The sequence below is a fragment of the Belnapia sp. F-4-1 genome, from assembly GCF_000802185.1.
GTDB lineage: Bacteria > Pseudomonadota > Alphaproteobacteria > Acetobacterales > Acetobacteraceae > Belnapia.
Genome location: NZ_KN676113.1, coordinates 1,829,027 through 1,851,337, shown reverse-complemented (window position 1 = coordinate 1,851,337; position 22,311 = coordinate 1,829,027). Strand labels below are relative to the sequence as shown.

General features: G+C 71.4%; 21 protein-coding genes and 1 tRNA gene. 6 read left to right on the top strand and 16 right to left on the bottom strand.

Annotated elements, in window-relative coordinates; genetic code table 11:
• Positions 1 to 34: 34 nt before the first annotated feature.
• The gene (locus tag LH62_RS08995; RefSeq protein WP_043360695.1) at positions 35 to 280 is read right to left on the bottom strand and encodes a DUF6356 family protein; all 246 of its coding nucleotides are present in this window, start codon (positions 278 to 280) and stop codon (positions 35 to 37) included.
• A gap of 119 nt (positions 281 to 399) precedes the next feature.
• Between LH62_RS08995 and LH62_RS08990 the strand changes: the two genes are divergently transcribed.
• Positions 400 to 873, top strand: coding sequence for an Lrp/AsnC family transcriptional regulator (locus tag LH62_RS08990; protein WP_201445450.1), 474 nt, complete (start codon positions 400 to 402; stop codon positions 871 to 873).
• Between the two features lie 6 nt (positions 874 to 879).
• Here the strand turns inward: LH62_RS08990 and dctP are convergent, their stop codons facing one another.
• The 12 genes from dctP to thrS all read right to left on the bottom strand — a co-directional run bounded on the left by dctP (position 880) and on the right by thrS (position 11,536).
• Positions 880 to 1,929 (bottom strand): TRAP transporter substrate-binding protein DctP, encoded by a 1,050-nt coding sequence (gene dctP / locus LH62_RS08985; RefSeq protein WP_043360694.1) that lies wholly within the window; start codon positions 1,927 to 1,929, stop codon positions 880 to 882.
• A gap of 88 nt (positions 1,930 to 2,017) precedes the next feature.
• Positions 2,018 to 2,094 (bottom strand) — tRNA-Arg (locus LH62_RS08980).
• A gap of 70 nt (positions 2,095 to 2,164) precedes the next feature.
• Positions 2,165 to 3,280 (bottom strand): 3-isopropylmalate dehydrogenase, encoded by a 1,116-nt coding sequence (gene leuB, locus LH62_RS08975; protein WP_043360693.1) that lies wholly within the window; start codon positions 3,278 to 3,280, stop codon positions 2,165 to 2,167.
• 15 nt (positions 3,281 to 3,295) lie between these two features.
• Positions 3,296 to 3,910: a 3-isopropylmalate dehydratase small subunit gene (gene leuD / locus LH62_RS08970; RefSeq protein ID WP_043360691.1), complete on the bottom strand. Its 615-nt coding sequence runs from the start codon at positions 3,908 to 3,910 to the stop codon at positions 3,296 to 3,298.
• Positions 3,910 to 5,340 (bottom strand): 3-isopropylmalate dehydratase large subunit, encoded by a 1,431-nt coding sequence (gene leuC, locus LH62_RS08965; protein WP_043360690.1) that lies wholly within the window; start codon positions 5,338 to 5,340, stop codon positions 3,910 to 3,912. Before leuC ends, leuD begins: the two co-directional genes overlap by 1 nt.
• 61 nt (positions 5,341 to 5,401) lie before the next feature.
• Positions 5,402 to 5,788, bottom strand: a complete 387-nt coding sequence (rplS, locus tag LH62_RS08960) for a 50S ribosomal protein L19 (RefSeq protein WP_043360689.1) — start codon at positions 5,786 to 5,788, stop codon at positions 5,402 to 5,404.
• 26 nt (positions 5,789 to 5,814) lie between these two features.
• The gene (gene trmD / locus LH62_RS08955) at positions 5,815 to 6,546 is read right to left on the bottom strand and encodes a tRNA (guanosine(37)-N1)-methyltransferase TrmD (protein ID WP_043360688.1); all 732 of its coding nucleotides are present in this window, start codon (positions 6,544 to 6,546) and stop codon (positions 5,815 to 5,817) included.
• On the bottom strand, positions 6,543 to 7,055 hold the full coding sequence (gene rimM, locus LH62_RS08950; protein WP_043360686.1) for a ribosome maturation factor RimM: 513 nt from the start codon (positions 7,053 to 7,055) through the stop codon (positions 6,543 to 6,545). Before rimM ends, trmD begins: the two co-directional genes overlap by 4 nt.
• A 17-nt stretch (positions 7,056 to 7,072) precedes the next feature.
• Positions 7,073 to 7,402, bottom strand: coding sequence for a 30S ribosomal protein S16 (rpsP, locus tag LH62_RS08945; RefSeq protein ID WP_043360685.1), 330 nt, complete (start codon positions 7,400 to 7,402; stop codon positions 7,073 to 7,075).
• Between the two features lie 27 nt (positions 7,403 to 7,429).
• Positions 7,430 to 8,827 (bottom strand): signal recognition particle protein, encoded by a 1,398-nt coding sequence (gene ffh, locus LH62_RS08940; protein WP_043360684.1) that lies wholly within the window; start codon positions 8,825 to 8,827, stop codon positions 7,430 to 7,432.
• Positions 8,828 to 8,984: 157 nt separating this feature from the next.
• On the bottom strand, positions 8,985 to 9,524 hold the full coding sequence (gene infC / locus LH62_RS08935) for a translation initiation factor IF-3 (protein WP_043360683.1): 540 nt from the start codon (positions 9,522 to 9,524) through the stop codon (positions 8,985 to 8,987).
• A gap of 53 nt (positions 9,525 to 9,577) precedes the next feature.
• Positions 9,578 to 11,536 (bottom strand): threonine--tRNA ligase, encoded by a 1,959-nt coding sequence (thrS, locus tag LH62_RS08930; RefSeq protein WP_043360682.1) that lies wholly within the window; start codon positions 11,534 to 11,536, stop codon positions 9,578 to 9,580.
• Positions 11,537 to 11,682: 146 nt separating this feature from the next.
• On the opposite strand from thrS, the gene LH62_RS08925 reads away from it, so the two are divergent.
• Together LH62_RS08925 and LH62_RS08920 are read left to right on the top strand one after the other, a co-directional pair.
• Positions 11,683 to 12,615, top strand: a complete 933-nt coding sequence (locus LH62_RS08925) for an NYN domain-containing protein (RefSeq protein ID WP_052214024.1) — start codon at positions 11,683 to 11,685, stop codon at positions 12,613 to 12,615.
• Positions 12,616 to 12,695: 80 nt separating this feature from the next.
• Positions 12,696 to 14,174, top strand: coding sequence for a YdiU family protein (locus LH62_RS08920; RefSeq protein ID WP_043360681.1), 1,479 nt, complete (start codon positions 12,696 to 12,698; stop codon positions 14,172 to 14,174).
• 23 nt (positions 14,175 to 14,197) lie between these two features.
• Here LH62_RS08920 and LH62_RS32510 read toward each other — a convergent pair whose 3' ends face one another.
• The 3 genes from LH62_RS32510 to LH62_RS08905 form a co-directional block, all read right to left on the bottom strand.
• Positions 14,198 to 18,070, bottom strand: a complete 3,873-nt coding sequence (locus LH62_RS32510) for a hypothetical protein (RefSeq protein ID WP_052214022.1) — start codon at positions 18,068 to 18,070, stop codon at positions 14,198 to 14,200.
• 131 nt (positions 18,071 to 18,201) lie between these two features.
• The gene (locus tag LH62_RS08910; protein ID WP_052214019.1) at positions 18,202 to 18,669 is read right to left on the bottom strand and encodes a M23 family metallopeptidase; all 468 of its coding nucleotides are present in this window, start codon (positions 18,667 to 18,669) and stop codon (positions 18,202 to 18,204) included.
• Positions 18,666 to 19,493 (bottom strand): folate-binding protein YgfZ, encoded by an 828-nt coding sequence (locus LH62_RS08905; RefSeq protein WP_043360679.1) that lies wholly within the window; start codon positions 19,491 to 19,493, stop codon positions 18,666 to 18,668. The genes LH62_RS08910 and LH62_RS08905 overlap by 4 nt, the downstream gene beginning before the upstream one ends.
• A 64-nt stretch (positions 19,494 to 19,557) precedes the next feature.
• Between LH62_RS08905 and LH62_RS08900 the strand changes: the two genes are divergently transcribed.
• From LH62_RS08900 to LH62_RS08890, 3 genes are read left to right on the top strand one after another with little or no spacing between them, the layout of a single operon-like run.
• Positions 19,558 to 20,478 carry a glycosyltransferase family 9 protein gene (locus LH62_RS08900; protein ID WP_043360677.1) on the top strand — a complete coding sequence of 307 codons (921 nt, stop codon included), beginning with the start codon at positions 19,558 to 19,560 and terminating at the stop codon, positions 20,476 to 20,478.
• Complete coding sequence (locus LH62_RS08895) at positions 20,475 to 21,239, top strand: glycosyltransferase family 2 protein (RefSeq protein WP_043360675.1); 765 nt, start codon at positions 20,475 to 20,477, stop codon at positions 21,237 to 21,239. Before LH62_RS08900 ends, LH62_RS08895 begins: the two co-directional genes overlap by 4 nt.
• Positions 21,236 to 22,252: a glycosyltransferase gene (locus LH62_RS08890; RefSeq protein WP_043360673.1), complete on the top strand. Its 1,017-nt coding sequence runs from the start codon at positions 21,236 to 21,238 to the stop codon at positions 22,250 to 22,252. The genes LH62_RS08895 and LH62_RS08890 overlap by 4 nt, the downstream gene beginning before the upstream one ends.
• Positions 22,253 to 22,311: the final 59 nt, after the last annotated feature.

Here is a 22,311-nt window from a genome sequence, read left to right as displayed (position 1 = left end):
CTAGACCGGAGACAAGCCCGGCCGGAAGCCGCGATCAGCCCGCGCGCTGCGCCTCGCCCGCCGGGGCCTGGTGACGCACCCGGTTCGTCACCATCCGCTCATGCAGCTCGCGGATGGCGGTGGAGCCGGTCTTCTCGAAGGCGAAGGGTACCAGCGCATGGGCGAAGCAGGCGAGCGAGGCCGTCAGCATCCGCCAGCCGAAGCTCCCTGCCGTTGCCATATGCTCGAGATAGGTCTCGTTGACCGAAGCCGGGTGTTGGGTAAAGGACCAGCGGGCCATGGCAGCCTCCTCTCGAAACCGGGAGATCATCCCCCACGAAACCCGGAAGCAGGTTGCAAATTCCCTCTTTGCAGCGGAGGTTTCGACAACACCATTCCAAGTCCCGCGGATATCGAGGCATGGCATTCCAGTTGGACCGGATCGACCGCAGCATCCTTGCCGTCTTGCAGGAGGATGCCACCCTCCCCGTTGCCGAACTCGCCGAGCGCGCCGGCCTCTCCCCTTCGCCCTGCTGGCGCCGCATCCGCCGCCTGGAGGAGGCAGGGATCATCCGCCGCCGCGTCGCCCTGCTGGATGCCGAGAAGCTCCGCGTTGGCGTCACCGTCTTCGTCAGCATCCGCACCAGCCAGCACAACGCCGCCTGGGCCGAGCGCTTCTGCCGCCTGGTCTCGGCCATCCCGGAGGTGGTGGAATTCCACCGCATGAGCGGCACGGTGGACTACCTGCTGCGCGTCGTCGTTCCCGACATCGCCGCCTACGATGCCATCTACAAGCAGCTCATCGGGATCGGTGACCTGCTCGACGTCAGCTCCGGCTTCTCCATGGAGCGGATCAAGTACACCACAGCCCTGCCGACCCACTACGCGCCGTAGGCACGGTCACCATACCGCCTGGACGCCGGTGGCTGGCCCCGCCACGGCGTTCCAGCTCTCGGCGCAGGTGGAGCCGCAGCGCCGCGCCCAGCCCGGCAGCACGGCGGTGCCGAAGAGCGGCCGGATGCCCGCGGGGTCCTCCCGCACCGGCACCAGCCGCGCCCGCTCGCCATGGCGGCAGGGCGCCTGCCCGGTGTTGCAGGCCTCGCCCTGCTCCCGATCCTCCTCCGCCGCGCTCCACATCGTCGCCTCCAGCCCGGCGATGCCCTCGCGCACCGCCTCCCGCAGCCCGGCCGGCAGCGCCTGCCAGCCCGGCCGGTGCGCGGTGAGGAAGGACATCGCCCAACCCAGGGGCAGGGTGGAGACATGGGTGGTGACGCGGTGCAGCCCGATCGCATGGCCCGGCAGCCCGCCGGTGATGGCGCAATCCACCAACCCCTCGCGCACCGCCCCGACGATGCGGTCGAAGGCCATCACCACCGGCTGCGCCCCGACCGCCAGCACCAGGTCCGCCTGGTTGACCGAGGCCACGCGCACCCGTAGCCCCGCCAGCCCCCGCAGCCCGGCGAAAGGCTTGTTGCAGAAGACGACCTGCGGCGGCCGGATGAAGACCGCGAGCAGCTCGGTCGCATAGTGCTCGGCGAGAATTGCCTGGAAGCGTGGCCGCCAGATCTCGACCATCCGCCGCAGCGCCGCCGTGTCCTCGGCCAGCAGCGGCAAGTCCGCCACCGCCAGCTCCGGTTCGTCGAAGGCGACCGCATTCGCCTCCACCGTGCCGAACAGCACCGCGCCACTCCGCATGACGTTCAGCATCTGGTCCAAAGACACCCCGGCCTGGGTCGAGGCCTGCAGCGTCGCCACCATCCGACCACCGGTCAGGGCGGGCAGCCGGCGCGTCCAAAATGGCTGCTCGATGCGGTCGAACTGGCTGGTCCCGGCGAAGCCGCCGATCACCCGGACACGAAGCGGCGAGGCCTGCTCGGTGGCGAAGCCGGGGGCGATGCCCAACCAGAAGACCAGGGCCAGCGCGAGGATACGACGGAAGACCGGACTCATGCCGCACCCGCCTTCCTGCGACAGCGGAGCCGGATCATAAACCCGGCTGAACCCGCTGCGTCCACGCAATTGATTCGGAAGGGAAAAGTGGCGCGCCCGAAGAGATTCGAACTCCTGACCCCCAGATTCGTAGTCTGGTGCTCTATCCAGCTGAGCTACGGGCGCGCAGCCGCCGAAGCGGCGAGGCAGGCGAAATAGCGGAGGCCGCGCCGCGGCGCAACCCCCTATCCGCCCTTTACAGGGACAGCTTCTCCAACTCCCGCACCACCGCCTCGCCCATGACGCTGGTGCCGACCCGCGCCATGCCAGGCTGCATGATGTCGGCGGTGCGCAGGCCGCCGGCCAGCACCTTCTCGACGGCGGATTCGACCAGCGCCGCATCCTCCTCCATGCCGAAGGACCAGCGCAGCAGCATGGCGAAGGAGAGGATCTGCGCGCATGGATTGGCCACGCCCCGCCCCGCGATATCCGGCGCCGAGCCATGGATCGGCTCGTAGAGCGCGTAGCGCTTGCCGCTGGTCGGATCGACGGCGCCCAACGTGGCGGAAGGCAGCATCCCGAGCGAGCCCGTCAGCGCCGCCGCCAGGTCGCTGAGGATGTCGCCGAACAGGTTGTCGCCGAGGATGACGTCGAACTGCTTCGGGCGCGAGCAGAGCTGCATCGCGCAGTTGTCGGCATACATGTTCTCGAGCTGCACGTCCGGGTACTCGGCCTTGTGCACCTCGCCGACCACGGCCCGCCAGAGCCGGCCGGACTGCATGACATTCGCCTTCTCGACGCTTGTCACCTTGTTGCGGCGCTTCCGCGCCAGGTCGAAGGCGACGCGCGCCACGCGGGCGATCTCGTCCTCGAAATAGACCTGCGTGTCGAAGCCCCGGCGGCGGCCGTCCGGCGCCTTCTCCACGCCGCGCGGCTCGCCGAAATAGACGCCGCCCACCGTCTCGCGCACCACCATGATGTCGACGCCGCGCACCACATCGGCCTTCAGCGAGGAGGCCTCGGCCAGCGGGTCCATCACCAGCGCCGGGCGCAGGTTGGCGAACAGCCCCAGATCCTTGCGGAGCCGCAGGATGCCAAGCTCCGGCCGCTGGTCGAAGGGCAGGCTGTCCCATTTCGGCCCGCCAACGCTGCCGAACAGCACCGCATCCGCCGACCGTGCCTTGGCCACCGTCTCGTCCGGGCAGGGCGTGCCGAGCGCGTCGATCGCGGCGCCGCCGACCAGCCCCTCCTCGATGCGGAAGGTCACGCTCCGCCGCCGCTCCAGCCAGTCGATGACGCGGGTGACCTCGTGCATCACCTCGGGGCCGATGCCGTCACCCGGCAGCACCAGCAGCGTCTTGTTCGCAGCCATCGACCTATCCTTGCGTTATGCGCCGTAGAGCCAGGGCTGCGCTGCCCGCTGCTTCGCCTCGAAGCCGTCGATCGCCGGGGCGTGTTGCATGGTCTGGCCGATATCGTCGAGCCCGTTCAGCAGCAGGTGCCGCCGCAGCGGGTCGATCTGGAAGGGGATTTCCTCGCCGCTCGGCCGCACCACCACCTGCCGCTCGAGATCGACGGTGATGCGGGCGTTCTCGCCCATCTTCGCGTCTTCCATCAGCTGCGCGCAGACTTCGCGCGGCAGCTTCACCGGCAGCACGCCGTTCTTGAAGCTGTTGTTGTGGAAGATGTCGGCGAAGTCGGGCGCGATGACGCAGCGGATGCCGAAGTCGAGCAGCGCCCAGGGCGCATGCTCGCGCGACGAGCCGCAGCCGAAATTCTCGAAGGCGATGAGGATCTCGGCCTTCCGATACGGCTCCTGGTTGAGGACGAAATCCGGGTTCTCCGACCCGTCCTCCCTGAAGCGGAAGTTCGCAAACAGGTTCTTGCCGAAGCCCGTGCGGCTGATCGACTTGAGGAACCGCGCCGGGATGATCTGGTCGGTATCCACATTGGCCTTCGGCATCGGCGCCGCGATGCCGGTCAGGGTCGTGAAGGCTTCCATCAATGGGCGTCCTTCGGCTGATAATCCCGCACATCCGCCAGATGCCCGGCAATCGCGCTCGCCGCCGCCGTCGCCGGCGAGACGAGGTGCGTCCGCCCACCCGGCCCCTGCCGCCCCTCGAAATTCCGGTTCGAGGTGGAGGCCGAGCGCTGGCCTGGCGTCAGCTTGTCCGGGTTCATGCCGAGGCACATCGAGCACCCCGCCTCACGCCACTCGAAGCCGGCCTCCTGGAGGATGCGATCCAGCCCCTCCGCCTCCGCCTGCTTCTTCACCAGGCCCGAGCCCGGCACCACCAGCGCCCGCACCCCGTCGGCGACCTTGCGGCCACGCGCGATGCTGGCGGCGACGCGGATGTCCTCGATCCGGCTGTTGGTGCAGGAGCCGATGAAGACGACGTCGAGCGGCAGGTCCTGCAGCTTCTGCCCCGGCGTCAGCCCCATATACTGCATCTTGCGGCGGAACTGCTCGCGCCGCGCCTCGTCCTCGACGGCCTCCGGGTCAGGCACGATGGCCGTGATCGGCAGCACATCCTCCGGGCTCGTCCCCCAGGTGACCTGCGGCGCGATCTCATGCGCGGCGAGCGTCACGACGCGGTCGAAATGCGCCCCTGCATCGGTCGGCAACGTCTTCCACCACTCGATCGCCCGCGCCAGCGCCTCGCCCTTCGGCCCGTTCGGCGTGCGGGCGATGTAGTCGAAGGTGGTCTGGTCCGGCGCCACCATGCCGGCCCGCGCCCCGCCCTCGATCGACATGTTGCAGAGCGTCATCCGCCCCGCCATGTCGAGCCCGCGGATCGCATCGCCTGCATATTCGATCACATGGCCCGTGCCGCCCGCCGTGCCGATCTTGCCGATGATGGCCAGCGTCACGTCCTTCGCCGAGCAGCCGACCGCGAGGTTGCCCTCGACGAGGACCTGCATGTTCTTCGCCGGCTTCTGCAACAAGGTCTGCGTCGCCAGCACATGCTCCACCTCGGAGGTGCCGATGCCGAAGGCCAGCGCCCCCATCGCGCCATGCGTCGAGGTGTGGCTGTCGCCGCAGACGATGGTCATGCCCGGCAGCGAGCGGCCCAGCTCCGGCCCGATCACATGCACGATGCCCTGGCGCGTATCGAGCAGCGGGATGAAGGGGACGCCGAATTCCGCGACGTTCTTCTCCAGCGTCTCGACCTGCAGCCGGCTCTCGGGATCGACGATCCCGGTGTAGCGGCTGGCATCGGTGGCGATGTTGTGGTCGATGACGGCGAGCGTCGCATCGGGCCGGCGCACCTTGCGGCCGGCGGCGCGAAGCCCGTCGAAAGCCTGGGGCGTCGTCACCTCATGGGTGAGGTGGAGGTCGATGTAGAGAAGCGCGGTGCCGTCGGGCAGGGTCTCGACGACATGGGCGTCCCAGATCTTGTCGAACAGCGTGCGCGGTTTCTGCGCTGACATGACGTTCCCCAAACTCTCTGATGGGCGCCCCGGGCCGCCTGGGCCCGGGGACGCCGCTGGTTCAGCCTTGCGCCTCGGCCGTCGTGCGGACCTCGCGCTTCTCCTCGATGCGGGCGGCCTTGCCGGTCCGGCCACGCAGGTAATAGAGCTTCGCCCGGCGCACCTTGCCGCGGCGCACCACCGCGATCTCCGTCACGGAGGGGGAGTAGAGCGGGAAGACGCGCTCCACGCCCTCGCCATAGGAGAGCTTGCGGACGGTGAAGTTGCTGTTCACGCCCTTGTTGCTGCGGGCGATGACCACGCCCTCATAGGCCTGGGAGCGCACGCGCTCGCCCTCGACCACCCGCACCATGACGCGCACGGTGTCGCCCGGGCCGAATTCCGGCACGCCGCGAAGGCCGGAGAGACGGGCAAGCTGGTCCGCCTCGAATTGCTGAAGCAGGTTCATGATGCGTTGTCCTTTACATTCGATAACTAGGCGGCGCTGGCCTGGCCGTCCAGCGCGATAGGGTTGTCGGAGCCATGCCGGGCCCACAGGTCAGGGCGGCGGGTCCGTGTCAGCATCTCGGCCTGCTCCCGCCTCCAGCGCGCCACCTCGGCATGGTTGCCGGAAAGCAGCACGGGCGGCACGGAGAGGCCGTTCCAATTCGTCGGCCGCGTATAGTGCGGATATTCCAACAGGCCCGAGGAAAAGCTCTCCTCCTCCCCGCTCGCCGCCGCGCCCATCACACCGGGCAGCAGCCGCACGCAGGCATCGAGCAGGACGAGCGCCGCCGGCTCGCCGCCGGAGAGCACGTAGTCCCCGATCGAGACCTCGAGCATCCCCCGCGCCTCGATGACGCGCTGGTCGATGCCCTCGAACCGCCCGCAGAGCAGCACGACCCCCGGCCCCTCGGCGAAGCCGCGGACCATCGCCTGGTCCAGCGGCACCCCCCGCGGCGTCAGCGCGACCACCGGCCGCCCTGGCCCCGAGGCAAGCGCTGCTTCACAGGCCGCATCCACCACGTCGGGCCGCAGCACCATCCCCGCCCCGCCGCCGCAGGGCGTGTCGTCCACGCTGCGGTGCCGGTCGGTGGCGAAGCCGCGGATGTCGATGGCATCCAGCCCCCAGCGCCCCTCGCGCAGCGCGCGGCCGGCGAGCGAATGCCCGAGCGGCCCCGGAAACATCTCGGGGAAGAGGGTGAGGACGGAGGCCTGCCAGCTCATGCGGCATCCTCCGCCGTCGGCGGCACGACAACCTCATCCGGCAGCACGACGACGACGCGCCCGCCCGCCAGATCGACCACCGGCACCGCCGCCCGCGTGAAGGGCACCAACCGCTCGGGCGGACCCTCCAGCACGAGGAAGGCCCCCGCGCCATGGTCCTCCACGGCACGAATTGCCCCGAGGCCCTCCCCCGCCTCCGTCTCGGCCCGAAGGCCGATCAGGTCGGCGAGGTAGTATTCCTCCTCGTCCGGCGGCGGCAGCCTGTCGCGCTCGGCATAGAGCAGGGTCCCGGTCAGCCGCGCTGCCGCATCCCGGTCGGCGATGCCCTCGACCCGCGCCAGCCCCTCGGCCAGCAGCGTGATGCCGAAGTGCCGCACCCCCGCCTCATCCGTCAGCGGCCCGTACCCGGCAATCGCGGCAGGGTCGGCGGTGAAGCTGCGCAGCTTCACCAGGCCGCGCACACCGTGCGGCCTGCCGATCTCCCCCACCAGGATGCGCGTACCAGCCACCGGTCAGCTCCCTTGACTCAGCCCACCGCGGCGGCGCGCTCCTGCGCCTTCTTCTTCGGCGCGGACTGCTTCGGCTGCTCGTTGAACACCGGCATCGGCGCCAGGTCGGCCTTGCCGAGGAACTTCGCCACGCGGTCGGTGGCGACGGCACCCTCGCCGAGCCAATGCTTGATCCGCTCGTCCTCGAGGCGGATGCGGTCGGCATGGTCGGAGGGCAGCATCGGGTTGTAGCTGCCCACCTTCTCGATGAAGCGGCCGTCGCGCGGGCTGCGGCTGTCGGCCACGACGATGTGGTAGTAGGGGCGCTTCTTGGCGCCGGCGCGGGCGAGGCGAATCTTGAGACCCATGGTCCTGGTTCTACTCCTTGAGTGGTATCAGAAAGGCTTCCGGCCGCCGGGGAGGTTCATCCCCTTGGGGAGCAGGGCGCCGAGGCCACCCCGCATCAGCCCCTTCTGGCCGAGCTTGTTCATCCGCTTCATCATCGCGGACATCTCGTCGAACTGCTTGAGCAGGCGGTTGACCTCCTGCACCGTGGCGCCGCTGCCGGCGGCGATGCGCCGCTTGCGCGAGGCCTTGATGATGTCGGGCGCCCGCCGCTCCTTCGGCGTCATGCTGCCGATGATCGCCGCCTGACGCTTGAGGATGGTCTGGTCGAGATTGGCCCCCTCGATCTGCTGCTTCATCTTGCCGATGCCCGGCAGCATGCCGAGGATGCCGGAGAGCGAGCCCATCTTGCCGATCTGCTTCAGCTGATTGGCGTAGTCTTCCAGGTTGAACTGGCCCTTCTGCATCCGGGCCGCCATCTTCTCGGCTTCCGCCTGGTCGATGGTCTCCGCCGCCCGCTCGACCAGCGAGACGATGTCGCCCATGCCGAGGATGCGCCCGGCGATGCGGTCCGGGTGGAAGTCCTCCAGCGCATCGAGCTTCTCGCCCGCGCCCAGCAGCTTGATCGGCGCGCCCGTCACCGCCCGCATCGACAGCGCCGCGCCGCCGCGCGCATCGCCGTCGATCCGCGTCATGACGATGCCGCTGACGCCCACCTTGTCCTGAAAAGCCCGCGCGGTGTTGACAGCATCCTGGCCCGTCATCGCATCGACGACGAGCAGCGTCTCGTGCGGCCGCGTCGCCGCCTTGACCTGCGCGACCTCGTCCATCAACGCCTCGTCGATGGCGAGGCGCCCGGCGGTATCCAGCACCACCACATCGAACAGCTCGCGCCGCCCGAGATCCATGGCGCGCGCCGCGATCTGCAGGGGCGTCTCCCCCGCCACGATCGGCAGGCTCGCAACACCGACCTGCTTCGCCAGCGTCTCCAGCTGCAGCTGCGCCGCCGGCCGGTGGACGTCGAGCGAGGCGAGCAGCACCTTCTTCTTCTCGCGGTTCTTCAGCCGCAGCGCGATCTTGCCCGAAGTCGTGGTCTTGCCCGAGCCCTGCAAGCCGACCATCAGGATCGGCACCGGCGACGGCGCATTGAGGTCGAGCCCCCGCGCCCCGCTATCGCCCTCGCCGCCCCCCAGCGCCTCGACCAGCGCGTCGTTGACGATCTTGATGACCTGCTGCGCCGGCGAGACACTCCGCAGCACCTCGACGCCGACCGCCCGCTCCCGCACCTTGGCCGTGAGGTCCTTGACCACCGGCAGCGCGACATCGGCCTCCAGCAACGCCACGCGCACCTCGCGCAGCGCTTCGTTCACGTCGGCCTCGGTCAGCGCGCCGCGGCGGCGCAACCGGTCGAAGACCCCGTTCAGCTTGCCGGACAATGCCTCGAACATGGTCACCCTTTACATCCGGCCCGCCCAAAACAGAACGCGCCGCTGCGCGAGCCTTCGCGGAGCGGCGGAGCCCCCTGCCCGGCAGGGGACCGTCTGGTTCGGGGCGACCCGAGGGCGGGAGCCGTAAGGCCTCGCACCCTCTCAGTCAAGCCTCGGGTTACTTCGGCGCCAGCACCATGATCATCTGGCGGTTCTCGAGGCGCGGCATCTGCTCGACCTTGATGGTCTCGCCAAGTTCAACCCGGATCCGCTCCAATACCTTGATGCCGAGATCCTGGTGCGCCATCTCGCGGCCACGGAAACGCAGCGTGACCTTGACCTTGTCGCCCTCGCCGATGAAGCTCTTCATCTGGCGCATCTTGACCTCGTAGTCATGGTCGTCGATGTTCGGACGGACCTTGACTTCCTTGATCTCGACGACTTTCTGCCGCTTGCGGGCTTCGTTCGCCTTCTTCTGCTGCTCGTACTTGAACTTGCCGTAGTCGGTGATCTTGCACACCGGCGGCACGGCATTGGGGCTGATCTCGAGCAGATCGAGCCCGGCATCATAGGCCCGCAGCAGCGCATCGCGCGCGGACATGACGCCGATCATCTCGCCTTCCTGGTCGATGAGCCGCACCTGGGGGACGCGAATATCCTCGTTGACGCGCGGGCCGTCGCGCGTCGGCGGCTGATTCGAAACGGGGCCTCTGGCTATGGTCGTCTCCTGTCGCAGTGAAAGGGGTAGAGCGTTACTTTATGGGGCTTGCCTCACGCCGCTGCAACCATCGGCGCGGCCTCTGCACGATCCGGCGGCAAGGCTTCGGCCGAGAGGAGGCGAACCGCCTCCTCCAGCGGCAGCGCCTGCTGCTCGCGCCCCGGCAGGCGGCGCAGCACGAGCGTCCGCTCCTCTGCCTCCCGCCGCCCGACCACGGCCAGCACCGGCACCCGCTGCTCGATATGGTCGACCACCTTGCGGTTGATCTTCTCGTTGCGCAGATCGAGTTCGACGCGGATGCCGGCCTTCGCCAGCGCCGCCGCCGCCTCCCGCGCATAGCCGTCGGCGTCCGAGACGATGGTCGTCACCACCACCTGCACCGGCGCCAGCCAGAGCGGGAAGCGCCCGGCATGCTGCTCGATCAGGATGCCGATGAACCGCTCGAAGCTACCGAGGATGGCCCGGTGCAGCATCACCGGCCGCTTGCGCGACCCGTCCTCGGCGACATACTCCGCCCCGAGCCGCTCCGGCAGGACGAAATCCACCTGCAAGGTGCCGCACTGCCAATCCCGCCCGATGGCGTCCCGCAGCACGAATTCCAGCTTCGGCCCATAGAAGGCCCCTTCGCCCGGGTTGAGGGTGTACTCGACGCCTGCCGTCCGGCAGGCCTCGCGCAACGCCCCTTCCGCCTGGTCCCACACCGCGTCCGTCCCGGCCCGTGTCGCCGGCCGGTCGCTGAACTTCACCCGGAATTCCTCGAAGCCGAGATCCCGGTAGATCGAGGAGAGAAGGGCTACGAATTCCACCGTCTCGGCCGCGATCTGCTCCTCGGTGCAGAAGATATGCGCATCGTCCTGGGTGAAGGCGCGCACCCGCATGATTCCATGCAGCGCCCCGCTCGGCTCGTAGCGGTGGCAGGCGCCGAACTCAGCCATCCGCAAGGGCAGCTCCCGGTAGCTGCGCAGTCCCTGGTTGAAGATCTGCACATGGCACGGGCAGTTCATCGGCTTAAGCGCGAGAACACGATCCTTCTCGTCCTCGTCCTCGACCCGCGCGATGAACATCGCCTCGCGGAACTTCTCCCAGTGCCCGGAAGCCTCCCACAGCTTCCGGTCGAGCAGCTGCGGCGTCCGCACCTCCTGATAGGCCGTCGCATCCAGCCGGCGCCGCATGTAGTCCTCAAGCGTCCGGTAGAGCTTCCACCCCTTCGGATGCCAGAAAATGCTTCCCGTCGCCTCCTCCTGAAGGTGGAACAGGTGCATCTCGCGGCCGATCTTGCGGTGGTCGCGCTTCTCCGCCTCCTCCAGCTGATGGAGATAGGCGTCCAGCTCCTTCTGGTCGCGCCAGGCGGTGCCGTAGATGCGGCTCAGCATGGCGTTGCGGTGGTCGCCCCGCCAATAGGCCCCGGCCACCTTCATCAGCTTGAAGGCCGTGCCGACATCCCCCGTGCCCCGCATGTGCGGCCCGCGGCAAAGGTCGATCCAGTCGCCCTGGGAATAGAGGCTGATCTCCTCCGTCTCCGGCAGGTCGCGGATCAGCTGCGCCTTGTACTTCTCGCCCCGCGCCTCGAAGAAGCCGATCGCCTCCTCCCTCGGCATGACGGACCGCACGAAGGCCGCGTTGCGCGCCACGATCTCCCGCATCTTCGCCTCGATGGCGCCGAAATCCTCGGGCGTGAAAGGCTCGTTGCGGGCGAAGTCGTAGTAGAAGCCGTTCTCGATCGACGGCCCGATCGTCACCTGCGTGCCCGGGTAGAGCGCCTGCACGGCCTCGGCCAGCACATGCGCCGCGTCGTGCCGGATCATCTCCAGCGCCTCCGGGTCGCGCCGCGTGATGAAGCGCACCGCCGCATCCCGCTCGATCGGCATGGCGAGGTCGCGCGTCACGCCGTCGACCTGCATCGCCAGCGCCGCCTTGGCGAGCCCCGGCCCGATCGCCGCCGCGACGGTAGTGCCCGTCACCGGCCCATCGAAGGCGCGGACGGAACCGTCGGGCAGGGTAATCGCAGGCATGGCTCTGGCTTTGTCCTCGAGGAAAGGGGCGGGACCATGGGCAGCCTCGCCCGCCCGCGTCAAGCGCCGTGCTTGCGGGACCGGCTGCCGCCCCCAATTGTTTCGCCCAGGGTCAGTGAAGTCAGGTCAATGGAGGGGAGGAGCTCGTGACGGAACCTCGCCGGGCGGCGCTCTATCTTGATTTCGACAATGTCTTCGCCGGGCTCGTCGCCATCGACGAATGGGCAGCCTGGAATTTCGCCTCCCACCCCACCCGCTGGCTCGCCTGGCTCGCCGACGGCGCTCCCGGCGGCCCCCGCCGCCTGCTGGTCCGCCGCTGCTACCTGAACCCGGCCGGCTGGACCGAGCCGGAGCCGAATGGCGAGCTGGCCGGCTGGCTCGGCCAGCCCCGCCTCTACTACAGCCGCTTCCGCGCCGACTTCGTCCGCGCCGGCTTCACCGTGGTCGATTGCCCCCGCCTTGCCCGGCTGAAGAACGCCGCCGACATCGTCATGGCGCTCGACATCCATGAGGCGCTGGGCCACCCGACGCGCTTCGAGGAAATGCTGATCCTTTCCGGCGACAGCGACTTCACCCCGCTGCTGCACCGGCTGCGCGAGCATGACCGCCGCATCATGGTGATCGCCCCGGACAGTGCCGCCGCCGCCCTCCGCGCCGCCGCGGACCAAGTGATCCCCTTGGGCGAATTCGCCGACATCACCATCCCCGCCGAAGCCGACCCGCCCGGCCCCTCCAACGATCCCAATAGCGATCCCACTGGCGACCCGATGGAGCCCACCGCCCAGCGCGCCGCCATCCTCGCCACGTTGCGCCGCCTGGTCGCGGCCGCCGAGGCGCCGCTGCACCTGCCCGCGCTCGGCAAGCGCATCCATCTGGAGCTCGGCGGCTGGGTCCGCCGCAGCCGCTTCGGCGGCGCCGGCACCCTCGCCCGGCTGATCGAGGGCGCCGAGGACTTGGTGCTGGAATCCGGCCCCGGCGGCGGCTGGCTCTACGACCCGCGCCGCCACGCCCCGCCCTCGCTCCAGCAGCCCGACCTCGCCCCCCTGTCCGACGCGCCGCGCGCGCCCGAGGAACCCTAGCCCGGAACCCTGGCTCCTGGGGGCGTTGAACGAGGCATTACCGGCAGAGGCGCGCCGCGCGACGCGCCGAGGAACCCCCCATGCCCGTCCAGATCCCCTTCGATACGAGCTACGCCCGGCTTCCCGAGCGCTTCTTCGTCCGCATGGCCCCCCAGCCGGTCAGCGCCCCGCGCCTGGTGAAGCTGAACCTGCCGCTCTGCGCGGATCTCGGCCTCGACCCGGCGGCGCTCGCCAGCCCCGAAGGCGTCGAGATCCTCGCCGGCAACCGCGTCGCCGAGGGCGCCGCCTTCATCGCCGAGGCCTATGCCGGGCACCAATTCGGCCATTTCAACCCGCAACTCGGCGATGGCCGCGCCATCCTGCTCGGCGAGGTGGCCGGCCGCGACGGCGCCCGCCGCGACCTGCAATTGAAGGGCTCCGGCCGCACGCCCTTCTCCCGCGGCGGCGACGGCCGCGCCGCCCTCGGCCCGGTCCTGCGCGAATACATCATCAGCGAGGCGATGTTCGCCCTCGGCATCCCGACCACCCGGTCCCTCGCCGCGGTGCTGACCGGCGATCAGGTCTTCCGCGAGACGGCGCTACCCGGCGCGGTGCTCACCCGCGTCGCCGCCAGCCATATCCGCGTCGGCACCTTCCAGTTCTTCGCCGCCCGCGGCGATGCCGAGGCCGTCCGCCTCCTCGCCGACCACGTCATCGCCCGCCACTATCCGGACGCCGCCGCCGCCGAGGCGCCCTATCGCGCCCTGCTCGAAGGGGTCATCGCCCGCCAGGCGCAGCTGGTCGCGCAATGGATGCTGGTCGGCTTCATCCATGGCGTGATGAACACCGACAACACCACCGTCTCCGGGGAGACGATCGACTACGGCCCCTGCGCCTTCATGGACCACTACGATCCATCAACGGTATTCAGTTCCATCGACCATGCCGGCCGCTACGCCTACGGCAACCAGCCGCGCATCCTGCAATGGAACCTGGCCCGCCTGGCCGAAGCCCTTCTCCCCCTCCTCGCCGAGGACGAGCAGAAGGCCGTCGACCTCGCCCAGGAATCGCTCACCGGCTTCGTCGCCCAATTCCAGGCCGCCTGGCTCGATGGGATGCGCCGCAAGCTCGGCCTCGCCACGGCGCGCGAGGAGGATGCCGCCCTCGTCGCCGCCCTGCTGGGTGCGATGCAGGAGGCCGGCGCCGACTTCACCCAGACCTTCCGCCTGCTCTGCGAGGCCGCCGCCGACCCCGCCGCCGATGCCGACCTCGCAGCCCTCTTCGCCACCACCGGCGGCTACGCCCCCTGGGCTGCCCAATGGCGCGCCCGCCTCGCCTTGGAAAGCCTCGCCCCTGGCGCTCGCGCCGCCGCCATGCGCGCCGTCAATCCGGCCTTCATCCCGCGCAACCACATGGTGGAGGCCGCCCTCGCCGCCGCCACCAAGCGCGAGGATTTCGCCCCCTTCGAGGAGTTGCTGTCCGTTCTCGCCCGTCCCTTCGAGGATCAGCCCCACCACGCCCGCTACGCCGCCCCGCCCGAGCCGGAACAGCGCGTGCTGCAGACCTTCTGCGGCACCTGAGCACCCGCTCCGGCGGTTACGCCTCAGCTGAGGTGGTAGTCCGGCAGCACCGGGTGATCCGGCAGAACCTCATACGACGGCACGGGCTCGGCCGTCAGCCCACCCACGATTTCCGAAGCCGGCAGGATGTGATGCGTTTCAGTGTCCAACATCATCTCATCCGGACCGCTTCCTGAACCTTTGAAGCTGAAGCTGTCCGACCCCGTCAGCACCGTGTGGTCGTACGTCTCGGGCTCAGCCGTCCTCACCTCCTCATGGTTTTCCGTGGAACCGGCCTTGTCCAGCTGATCCACGCCCGGCGCCGCGACAGGCTTGCCCAGAGGCTCCTGAGCCGCCTCCTGCGTCACGCCTATCGCCTTTGGCGTATCTGCCGCCCCATCCTGACCGGCCACCGGTAGCGGTTCAGTCGCCGGCTTGACGACTGGCATTGCCGGGCCGGCTTCCTCTGGCACGGTCCCGACCGGGCCCTTCGGCGCTCCATGCTCCACCACCGGCGGTACGCCGGCGACCGGGCCAGCCGCCGGCACCACGGGAACGGCAGCCTCCGGCGCCTCGGGCTTCACCACCGGCCCAACCACCGGCACGTTGTCCAACACGGCCTCGACCGGACCCTTCGGCGCTCCATGCTCCACCACCGGCGGCACGCCAGCGACCGGGCCAGCCGCCGGCACCACAGGATCGACAGCCTCGGGCGCCTCGGGCTTCACCACCGGCCCAACCACCGGCACGTCGTCCAACACGGCCTCGACCGGGCCCTTCGGCGTCCCATGTTCCGCCACCGGCGGCACGCCGACGACCGGGCCAGCCGCCGGCACCACAGGATCGACAGCCTCCGGCGCCTCGGGCTTCACCACCGGCCCAACCACTGGCACGTCGTCCAACACGGCCTCGACCGGACCCTTCGGCGCTCCGTGCTCCACCATCGGCGGCACGCCGACGACCGGACCTGCCGCCGGCACCACAGGATCGGCAGCCTCCGGCGCCTCGGGCTTCACCACCGGCCCAACCACCGGCACGTCGTCCAACACGGCCTCGACCGGACCCTTCGGCGCTCCATGCTCCACCATCGGCGGCACGCCAGCGACCGGGCCATCCGCCGGCACCACCGGATCGACAGCTCCCGGCTTCACCACCGGCCCAACCACCGGCACGTTGTCCAACACGGCCTCGACCGGACCCTTCGGCGCTCCATGCTCCACCACCGGCGGTACGCCGGCGACCGGACCAGCCGCCGGCACCACCGGATCGACAGCTCCCGGCTTCACCACCGGCCCGACCACCGGCACGTCGTCCAACACGGCCTCGACCGGGCCCTTCGGCGCTCCATGCTCCACCACCGGCGGCACGCCGGCGACCGGACCAGCCGCCGGCACCACCGGATCGACAGCCTCCGGCGCCTCGGGCTTCACCACCGGCCCAACCACCGGCACGTTGTCCAACACGGCCTCGACCGGACCCTTCGGCGCTCCATGCTCCACCACCGGCGGCACGCCGGCGACCGGACCAGCCGCCGGCACCACCGGATCGACAGCCTCGGGCGCCTCGGGCTTCACCACCGGCCCAACCACCGGCACGTTGTCCAACACGGCCTCGACCGGACCCTTCGGTGCTCCATGCTCCACCACCGGCGGCACGCCGGCGACCGGGCCAGCCGCCGGCACCACAGGATCGACAGCCTCGGGCGCCTCGGGCTTCACCACCGGCCCAACCACCGGCACGTCGTCCAACACGGCCTCGACCGGGCCCTTCGGTGCTCCATGCTCCACCATCGGCGGCACGCCGGCGACCGGGCCAGCCGCCGGCACCACAGGATCGACAGCCTCGGGCGCCTCGGGCTTCACCACCGGCCCAACCACCGGCACGTCGTCCAACACGGCCTCGACCGGGCCCTTCGGTGCTCCATGCTCCACCATCGGCGGCACGCCGGCGACCGGGCCAGCCGCCGGCACCACAGGATCGACAGCCTCGGGCGCCTCGGGCTTCACCACCGGCCCAACCACCGGCACGTCGTCCAACACGGCCTCGACCGGGCCCTTCGGCGTCCCATGCTCCACCACCGGCGGCACGCCGGCGACCGGACCAGCCGCCGGCACCACCGGATCGACAGCCTCGGGCTTCACCACCGGCCCAACCACCGGCACGGCCTCGACCGGGCCCTTCGGCGCCTCATGCTCCACCACCGGCGGCACGCCGGCGACCGGACCAGCCGCCGGCACCACAGGATCGACAGCTCCCGACACCTCAGGCTTCACCACCGGCACGTTGTCCAACACGGCCTCGACCGGGCCCTTCGGCGTCCCATGCTCCACCACCGGCGGTACGCCGGCGACCGGGCCAGCCGCCGGCACCACAGGATCGACAGCCTCCGGCGCCTCGGGCTTCACCACCGGCCCAACCACCGGCACGTCGTCCAACACGGCCTCGACCGGGCCCTTCGGCGCTCCATGCTCCACCACCGGCGGCACGCCGGCGACCGGACCAGCCGCCGGCACCTCAGGATCGACAACTCCCGGCTTCACCACCGGCACGTTGTCCAACACGGCCTCGACCGGGCCCTTCGGCGCTCCGTGCTCCACCACCGGCGGCACGCCGGCGACCGGGCCAGCCGCCGGCACCACCGGATCGACAGCTCCCGACACCTCAGGCTTCACCACCGGCCCGACCGCCGCCGGCACCGCCACCGTTGGCGCAACCAGGCCGGGCACCTTCAAGGCGCTCTCCGCCGCCGCCGAGGCCGCATGACCCACCGCATCCGCCACCGTGACGACCACCGCCGCCACTCCAGCCGGAGCCGCATGTCCCGTCACGGCATCTGGCCGCGCAGATGCCACGGTACCCGCCGCCGTATCGGCCCTCTGCACCGTCTCCACGACGCTGCCGGCATGGTAGGCCTTGACCTCGACCACCGCAGCCTTCGACAGCACCGGCAGCGGCGCCGTCTTCAGCAACTCGAACCCGGCGATGTCCAACACCGGCCCCGCCACCGCCACATCCACCTTCGTCGCCGAGGCGAGGGCCGGTGAGGGCGCCGCCCAGGCCACCACGCCGTCATCCGCATCGGCGACGGGCTGGCTCGCCTGCGCCGCCGCAGCCTGGCCGACCACCACCGCCCGCACCGGCGCCACATGCATCGTGTCGCCCGGCGGCGCCTGGGGCTGCGCCGCCTCTTCCCCTTGCGCCACCGCCTTGGCGCCTTCCGCGGTCTTCGCCGCCTTGCCCGCCTCGGCCACGGCCTTCGCCTGCGAGGCCGTCAGCAGCGCGGCATCCACCCCGCCGACGACACGCGCCTCCGCCGCCTGCATCAGGCCGAGCCCCATCGCCGTCTCGGCCAGCAGCCCGGCCTTGCCGATCACCGCTCCGGCGAAGCCCGCCTCGCGCACCGCCCAGGCATCGGCCTCGGCGCGCAGGATGTTGGAGGGAATGATGGTCGTCCCCCGCGCCATGGGCCGATCCACCGTCGCCACGGCGATCCGCCCGCCATGGGCGGCAATGCCGAAGTCGCTCCCGCCCTGCTCCAAGGCGCTGCCGGCCTCAGCCCCGGCCATGACGGTGCCGCCCGCCCCGCCGGACCCGCCGCTCCGCCCCGCGGCCTGGTCCGGCGCCGTGCCCGGCAAGGCCTCCGCCACGGGCATCCCGGCCTGCGGGCCCAGATTGTTCAACACCGCCGCCAGCATCGCCGCGGTGAGGCCAAGCCCCGCCATCTCCGGCGAAACCACCCGCTCCTTCAGCCGCGCCCGCGCCCAGCGCTGCGCGCTCTCCTGCAATTCCTTCTGGCTGAGCGGCGCCGGCGGCGGGCGGCTCGGCCGGGCAATCTCACCCGGCTCAAGGAAGGAAGCATCGGCCTGCGCCCGGCCACGGCGAAACATGCTCGCCCGCTGCCACTGGTCGATGCCCATGCGTAATCTCCCGGGTTGCGCGATTGGAGCAAACCAAAGGAAATCGTATACGACACCGCCCCGTGATCCCGGCCATCACGCTCCGGCTACCGGTACGGGCCCGGTCACCTGCCCTCGACATCCACCGGCGATCAGCGGCAGGCCGCCAGCGTCAGATGCGCCGCCGGGTCCTGCCGCACCCCATCCGCCAGCAATTCGAAATGCAGGTGCGTCCCATAGGTGATGCCGGTCCGCCCGACCCGCCCCAGCCGCTCGCCCTGCGCCACGCTGCGCTTGCCCGAGGCCAGCGCCGGCACCACCGCGCCGAGATGGGCATAGCGCGTCATCCACCCGCCCGGATGAACCAGGTCGACCTCCAGCCCCGCCGCCCCGCGCCGCCGGATCGCCGCCACCTGCCCGGCCGCAGCCGCCATCGCCCAGGCCCCCGCCGGCGCCGGCAGGTCGATCCCGCCATGCATCCGGGAGGCCCGCGGCCCCGCCCCCTCCCGTGCCCCGAAGGGCGAGGAGATGCAGGCCGGGCTCACCGGCGCGGCCAGCCGCGGCGGCTCCCCCGCCGCCCCGAGCATCAGGGCGCCGAGGCCGAGCAGCGCCGGCCTCACCTGCCTGGCGCCGCCACCTCGCCCGGAAGCCCCATCCAGCCGGGGATGCGCGGCCGCAGCGCCGCCTCGCCGCAACGAAGCGCACGTCCGTCGAGCGCATCCAGCCGCAGTTGCGCGATCCCCCGCGCCCCGCGCCCGGAGCGCATCTCGCCGACCTCGGCCCCGCCGGCCACCACCGGCGTCCCCGGCTCCGGCAGCGGCCCGTCCACCTCCACCGGCACCAGCCGCCGCTTCAGCAACCCGCGGTACCGGGTCCGCGCCGTCAGCTCCTGGCCCATGTAGCAGCCCTTGCTCCAGGAGATGCCGTGCAGCGCATCGAACCCGGCCTCCAGCAGCACCGTCTGCTCGGCGGCGAGGTCGCGGCTTCCCTCCGGCAGGCCGAGCGCCAGCCGGTGCGCGTCCCAGTCCTCGGCGGAGGCATCCGCCGCCGGCGCCTCGCGGGAAACCAGCCGCCACCCCGCCGCCTCCAGACGCGGATCGGGCCCCGCCCCCGCCGGCATCACGGCCTCGCCCCAGCCGACGGCCACCGCCATCTCCGCCGAGAGGTCCCGCAACACCCCCTTGGACCGCAGCCGGAACCGCCCGAGCCGCTGCGCCAGCATCCCTGCCTGCGCCCGCTCGCAGTCGAGCAGCAGCCGCCCGTCCTCGGCATGGATGAAGAAATCCGCCAGCCACTTGCCCTGTGGCGTCAGCAGCGCGGCGAAGACCGCCCGGCCTGGCCCGGCCTCCGCCACATCGTTGGAGACCAGCCCCTGGAGGAAGGCCACCCGGTCCTCCCCCGCCACTTCCACAACGCCCCTCTCGGGCAGGATCGCGATCGGCATGCAACGGAGTTGGCCCCCCGCCCCCTCCGCGACAAGCCCGGAGAGAGCATGGTAAGCCGCTGCCGTGCGCATCCTCTTCATCACCGCGACCCGCATCGGCGACGCCGTCCTCTCCACCGGGCTGCTTGACCACCTGATCCGCCAGCATCCGCAGGCGCGGTTCGTCGTCGCCTGCGGCCCGGCGGCCGAGGGCGTCTTCGCCCGCATGCCGGGCCGTGCCTGGACCATCGTGCTGACCAAGCGGCGCTTGCGCCTGCACTGGCTGGAGCTCTGGCGCGAGGTCGGCACCCAGCGCTGGGACCTCGTGGTCGACCTGCGCGGTTCCGCCTTCGCCTTCCTGCTCCGGACGAAGCGCCGCTTCGTCATGCGCGGCGGTCGCCAGCCCGGCCCCCGCATCGCCCATCTCGGCGCGCTGATGGGGCTCGACCCGCCGCCGCTGCCGGTCGCCTGGTTCAGCGCCGCCGATCGCGCCCGCGCCGCCGCCCTGCTGCCGGGCGAGGGGCCCTGGATCGCCCTCGGCCCCACCGCCAATTGGGACCGCAAGGTCTGGCCCGCCGAGCGCTTCGTTGCCCTGTTCGAGGCGCTGACCGCCCCCGGCCAGCCCCTCGCCGGCGCCCGCGCCGCCATCCTCGGCGGCCCCGGGGCGCAGGAGGCGGCGATGGCCGCCCCGGTGCTGGCCGCCCTCGGCGACCGCGCCGTCGATCTCGTCGGTCATATCGCGCTCCCCGAGGCCGCCGCCGTCCTGGCCCGCGCCGCCCTCTTCGTCGGCAACGACAGCGGGCTGATGCACCTCTCGGCCGCGACCGGCACCCCGACCCTCGGCCTCTTCGGCCCTTCCCGCGTCGCGGAATACGCCCCCGCCGGCCGCCGCACCGCGACGGCCATCGCGCCCTCCAGCCCCGCCCTCGACAGCATGGCCCGCCTTACCCTGGAGCAGGCCCTCGCCGCCGCCAAAACCCTCCTCGCCGAGCCGCAGCCTGCATGAGGCTCTCCGCCCTCGTCGTCGCCCGCAACGAGGCCGCCCGCCTCCCCGCCTGCCTCGCCAGCCTCGCCCCCGCCGACGAGCTGGTCGTCGTCCTCGACCGCAGTACCGATGCCAGCGCCGAGGTCGCCCGCGCCCACGGCGCCCGCCTCGTCGAGGGCGAATGGGCCCTGGAAGGCGACCGCCGCAACGCCGGCATCGCCGCCTGCACCGGCGACTGGATCCTCGAGGTCGATGCCGACGAGCGCGTCCCCCCCGAGCTTTGGCCTGCTCTGCGGGCGACGATCGCCGCCTCCCCCCACGCCTTCCACCGCGTGCGGATCGACAATTACGTGGGCGACCGGCTGATCCTGCACGGCTGGGGCGGCAGCTTCGGCACCACGCTGAAGCCCATCCTCTTCCGCCGCGGCACCAAGCGCTGGCGGGCTCAGCGCGTCCATCCCGGCCTCGACTGGACCGGGACAGAGGGCGAGCGCATCACCTCGGCCGGCATCCGCCACGAGGTGGACCGCGACATCTCCGACATGCTCCGCCGCCTCGACCGCTATTCCTCGGCGAAGGCGGCCGACCTCCTGGCCGCCGGCGATATCGGTTCGCTGCCCGACAACATCCGCCGCTGCCTTTCCCGCATCCTCAAATGCTACGTGGCGCGCAAGGGCTACAAGGAGGGCGGCTGGGGCCTGCTGATCGCGCTCTGCGCCGGCCTCTTCCCCCTGCTCGCCCATCTGAAGGCCCGGCTGGAGCCCGAGCGGCACCGCGGATGAGGATCGCCCTCGCCACCGAGGGTCCCCGCCTCGGCCCCGATGCCCTCGCCGGGCGCCCGCTCGGCGGCGCCGAAACCGCCTTCGCCCTGCTCGCCGCCGCCTTCCTCGCCCGCGGCCACAGCCTCGACCTCCGCGCCGGCACCGAGCCGCCCGAGAGCCGCGACGGCCTCCGCTGGTCGCCCCTCGCCCCCGGCGGCCCGCCCACCGACTTGGTGATCGCCACCCGCCTGCCCCGCCTCTTCCGCGCCTTGCCCCGCGGCCGCCGCGTGCTCTGGCTGCACAACCCGGGCAACTACCTGCGCAAGCCCCGCCACCTGCTGCCCCTGCTCGCCGCCCGGCCGGGCCTCGTCACCCTCGGCCCCTCGCACAGCGCGAGCCTCCCCCGGCTCCTGCCGTTCCGCCCGGTCGAGATCCCTCTCGCCCTCGCCCCGCCCTTCAGCGAGGGCGCCGCGCCGCGCCCGCCGCCGCCGCCCGTCGCCGTCTTCACCTCCAACCCGCTGCGCGGCCTCGACTGGTTGCTCGACCTTTGGACGGCCCAAATCCGCCCCGCCGTGCCGGGGGCGGAGTTGCACCTCTATGGCGGCGCTGCCACCTATGGCGGCGATGCCCGCCTCGCCGCCCGCGCCGCCCCGGTGCTCGCCCGCGCCGCCGCCCTTGCGGGGGATGGCGTCCGCCTCCTGGCGCCCCTCCCCCGCCCCGCCCTCGCCGCGCGCCTCAAGGAGGCGCGGGTGATGCTCTATCGCGGCGATCCCGGCGAAACCTTCTGCCTCGCCCTGGCCGAGGCGCAGGCCATCGGCCTCCCCGCCGTGGTGACGCCCCTCGGCGCCGTCGCCGAGCGCATCGCCGAGGGCGAGACCGGCCACATCGCCGCCAGCGACGCGGATGTCGCTGCCGCCGCCATCCGCCTCCTCGCCGACGACGCGGCCTGGACGCACCTTCACCGTGGCGCCCTCGCCCGCGGCCCCGGCCCCTCCTGGTCCGACATCGCCGCACGCTTCGAGGCGCTGGCATGAGGCGGCCCAATGATCGGAGCGCCGGATGGCGTGGAGGGCTGAATCGGCCCGCGCGGCTC

Excerpts from the sequence above, each read along its gene's own strand:
- LH62_RS08995 (WP_043360695.1), bottom strand. The coding sequence starts at position 280 with ATGGCCCGCTGGTCCTTTACCCAACACCCGGCTTCGGTCAACGAGACC.
- LH62_RS08990 (WP_201445450.1), top strand. The coding sequence starts at position 400 with ATGGCATTCCAGTTGGACCGGATCGACCGCAGCATCCTTGCCGTCTTG.
- dctP (WP_043360694.1), bottom strand. The coding sequence starts at position 1,929 with ATGAGTCCGGTCTTCCGTCGTATCCTCGCGCTGGCCCTGGTCTTCTGG.
- leuB (WP_043360693.1), bottom strand. The coding sequence starts at position 3,280 with ATGGCTGCGAACAAGACGCTGCTGGTGCTGCCGGGTGACGGCATCGGC.
- leuD (WP_043360691.1), bottom strand. The coding sequence starts at position 3,910 with ATGGAAGCCTTCACGACCCTGACCGGCATCGCGGCGCCGATGCCGAAG.
- leuC (WP_043360690.1), bottom strand. The coding sequence starts at position 5,340 with ATGTCAGCGCAGAAACCGCGCACGCTGTTCGACAAGATCTGGGACGCC.
- rplS (WP_043360689.1), bottom strand. The coding sequence starts at position 5,788 with ATGAACCTGCTTCAGCAATTCGAGGCGGACCAGCTTGCCCGTCTCTCC.
- trmD (WP_043360688.1), bottom strand. The coding sequence starts at position 6,546 with ATGAGCTGGCAGGCCTCCGTCCTCACCCTCTTCCCCGAGATGTTTCCG.
- rpsP (WP_043360685.1), bottom strand. The coding sequence starts at position 7,402 with ATGGGTCTCAAGATTCGCCTCGCCCGCGCCGGCGCCAAGAAGCGCCCC.
- ffh (WP_043360684.1), bottom strand. The coding sequence starts at position 8,827 with ATGTTCGAGGCATTGTCCGGCAAGCTGAACGGGGTCTTCGACCGGTTG.
- thrS (WP_043360682.1), bottom strand. The coding sequence starts at position 11,536 with ATGCCTGCGATTACCCTGCCCGACGGTTCCGTCCGCGCCTTCGATGGG.
- LH62_RS08920 (WP_043360681.1), top strand. The coding sequence starts at position 12,696 with ATGCCCGTCCAGATCCCCTTCGATACGAGCTACGCCCGGCTTCCCGAG.
- LH62_RS32510 (WP_052214022.1), bottom strand. The coding sequence starts at position 18,070 with ATGGGCATCGACCAGTGGCAGCGGGCGAGCATGTTTCGCCGTGGCCGG.
- LH62_RS08905 (WP_043360679.1), bottom strand. The coding sequence starts at position 19,493 with ATGCCGATCGCGATCCTGCCCGAGAGGGGCGTTGTGGAAGTGGCGGGG.
- LH62_RS08895 (WP_043360675.1), top strand. The coding sequence starts at position 20,475 with ATGAGGCTCTCCGCCCTCGTCGTCGCCCGCAACGAGGCCGCCCGCCTC.
- LH62_RS08890 (WP_043360673.1), top strand. The coding sequence starts at position 21,236 with ATGAGGATCGCCCTCGCCACCGAGGGTCCCCGCCTCGGCCCCGATGCC.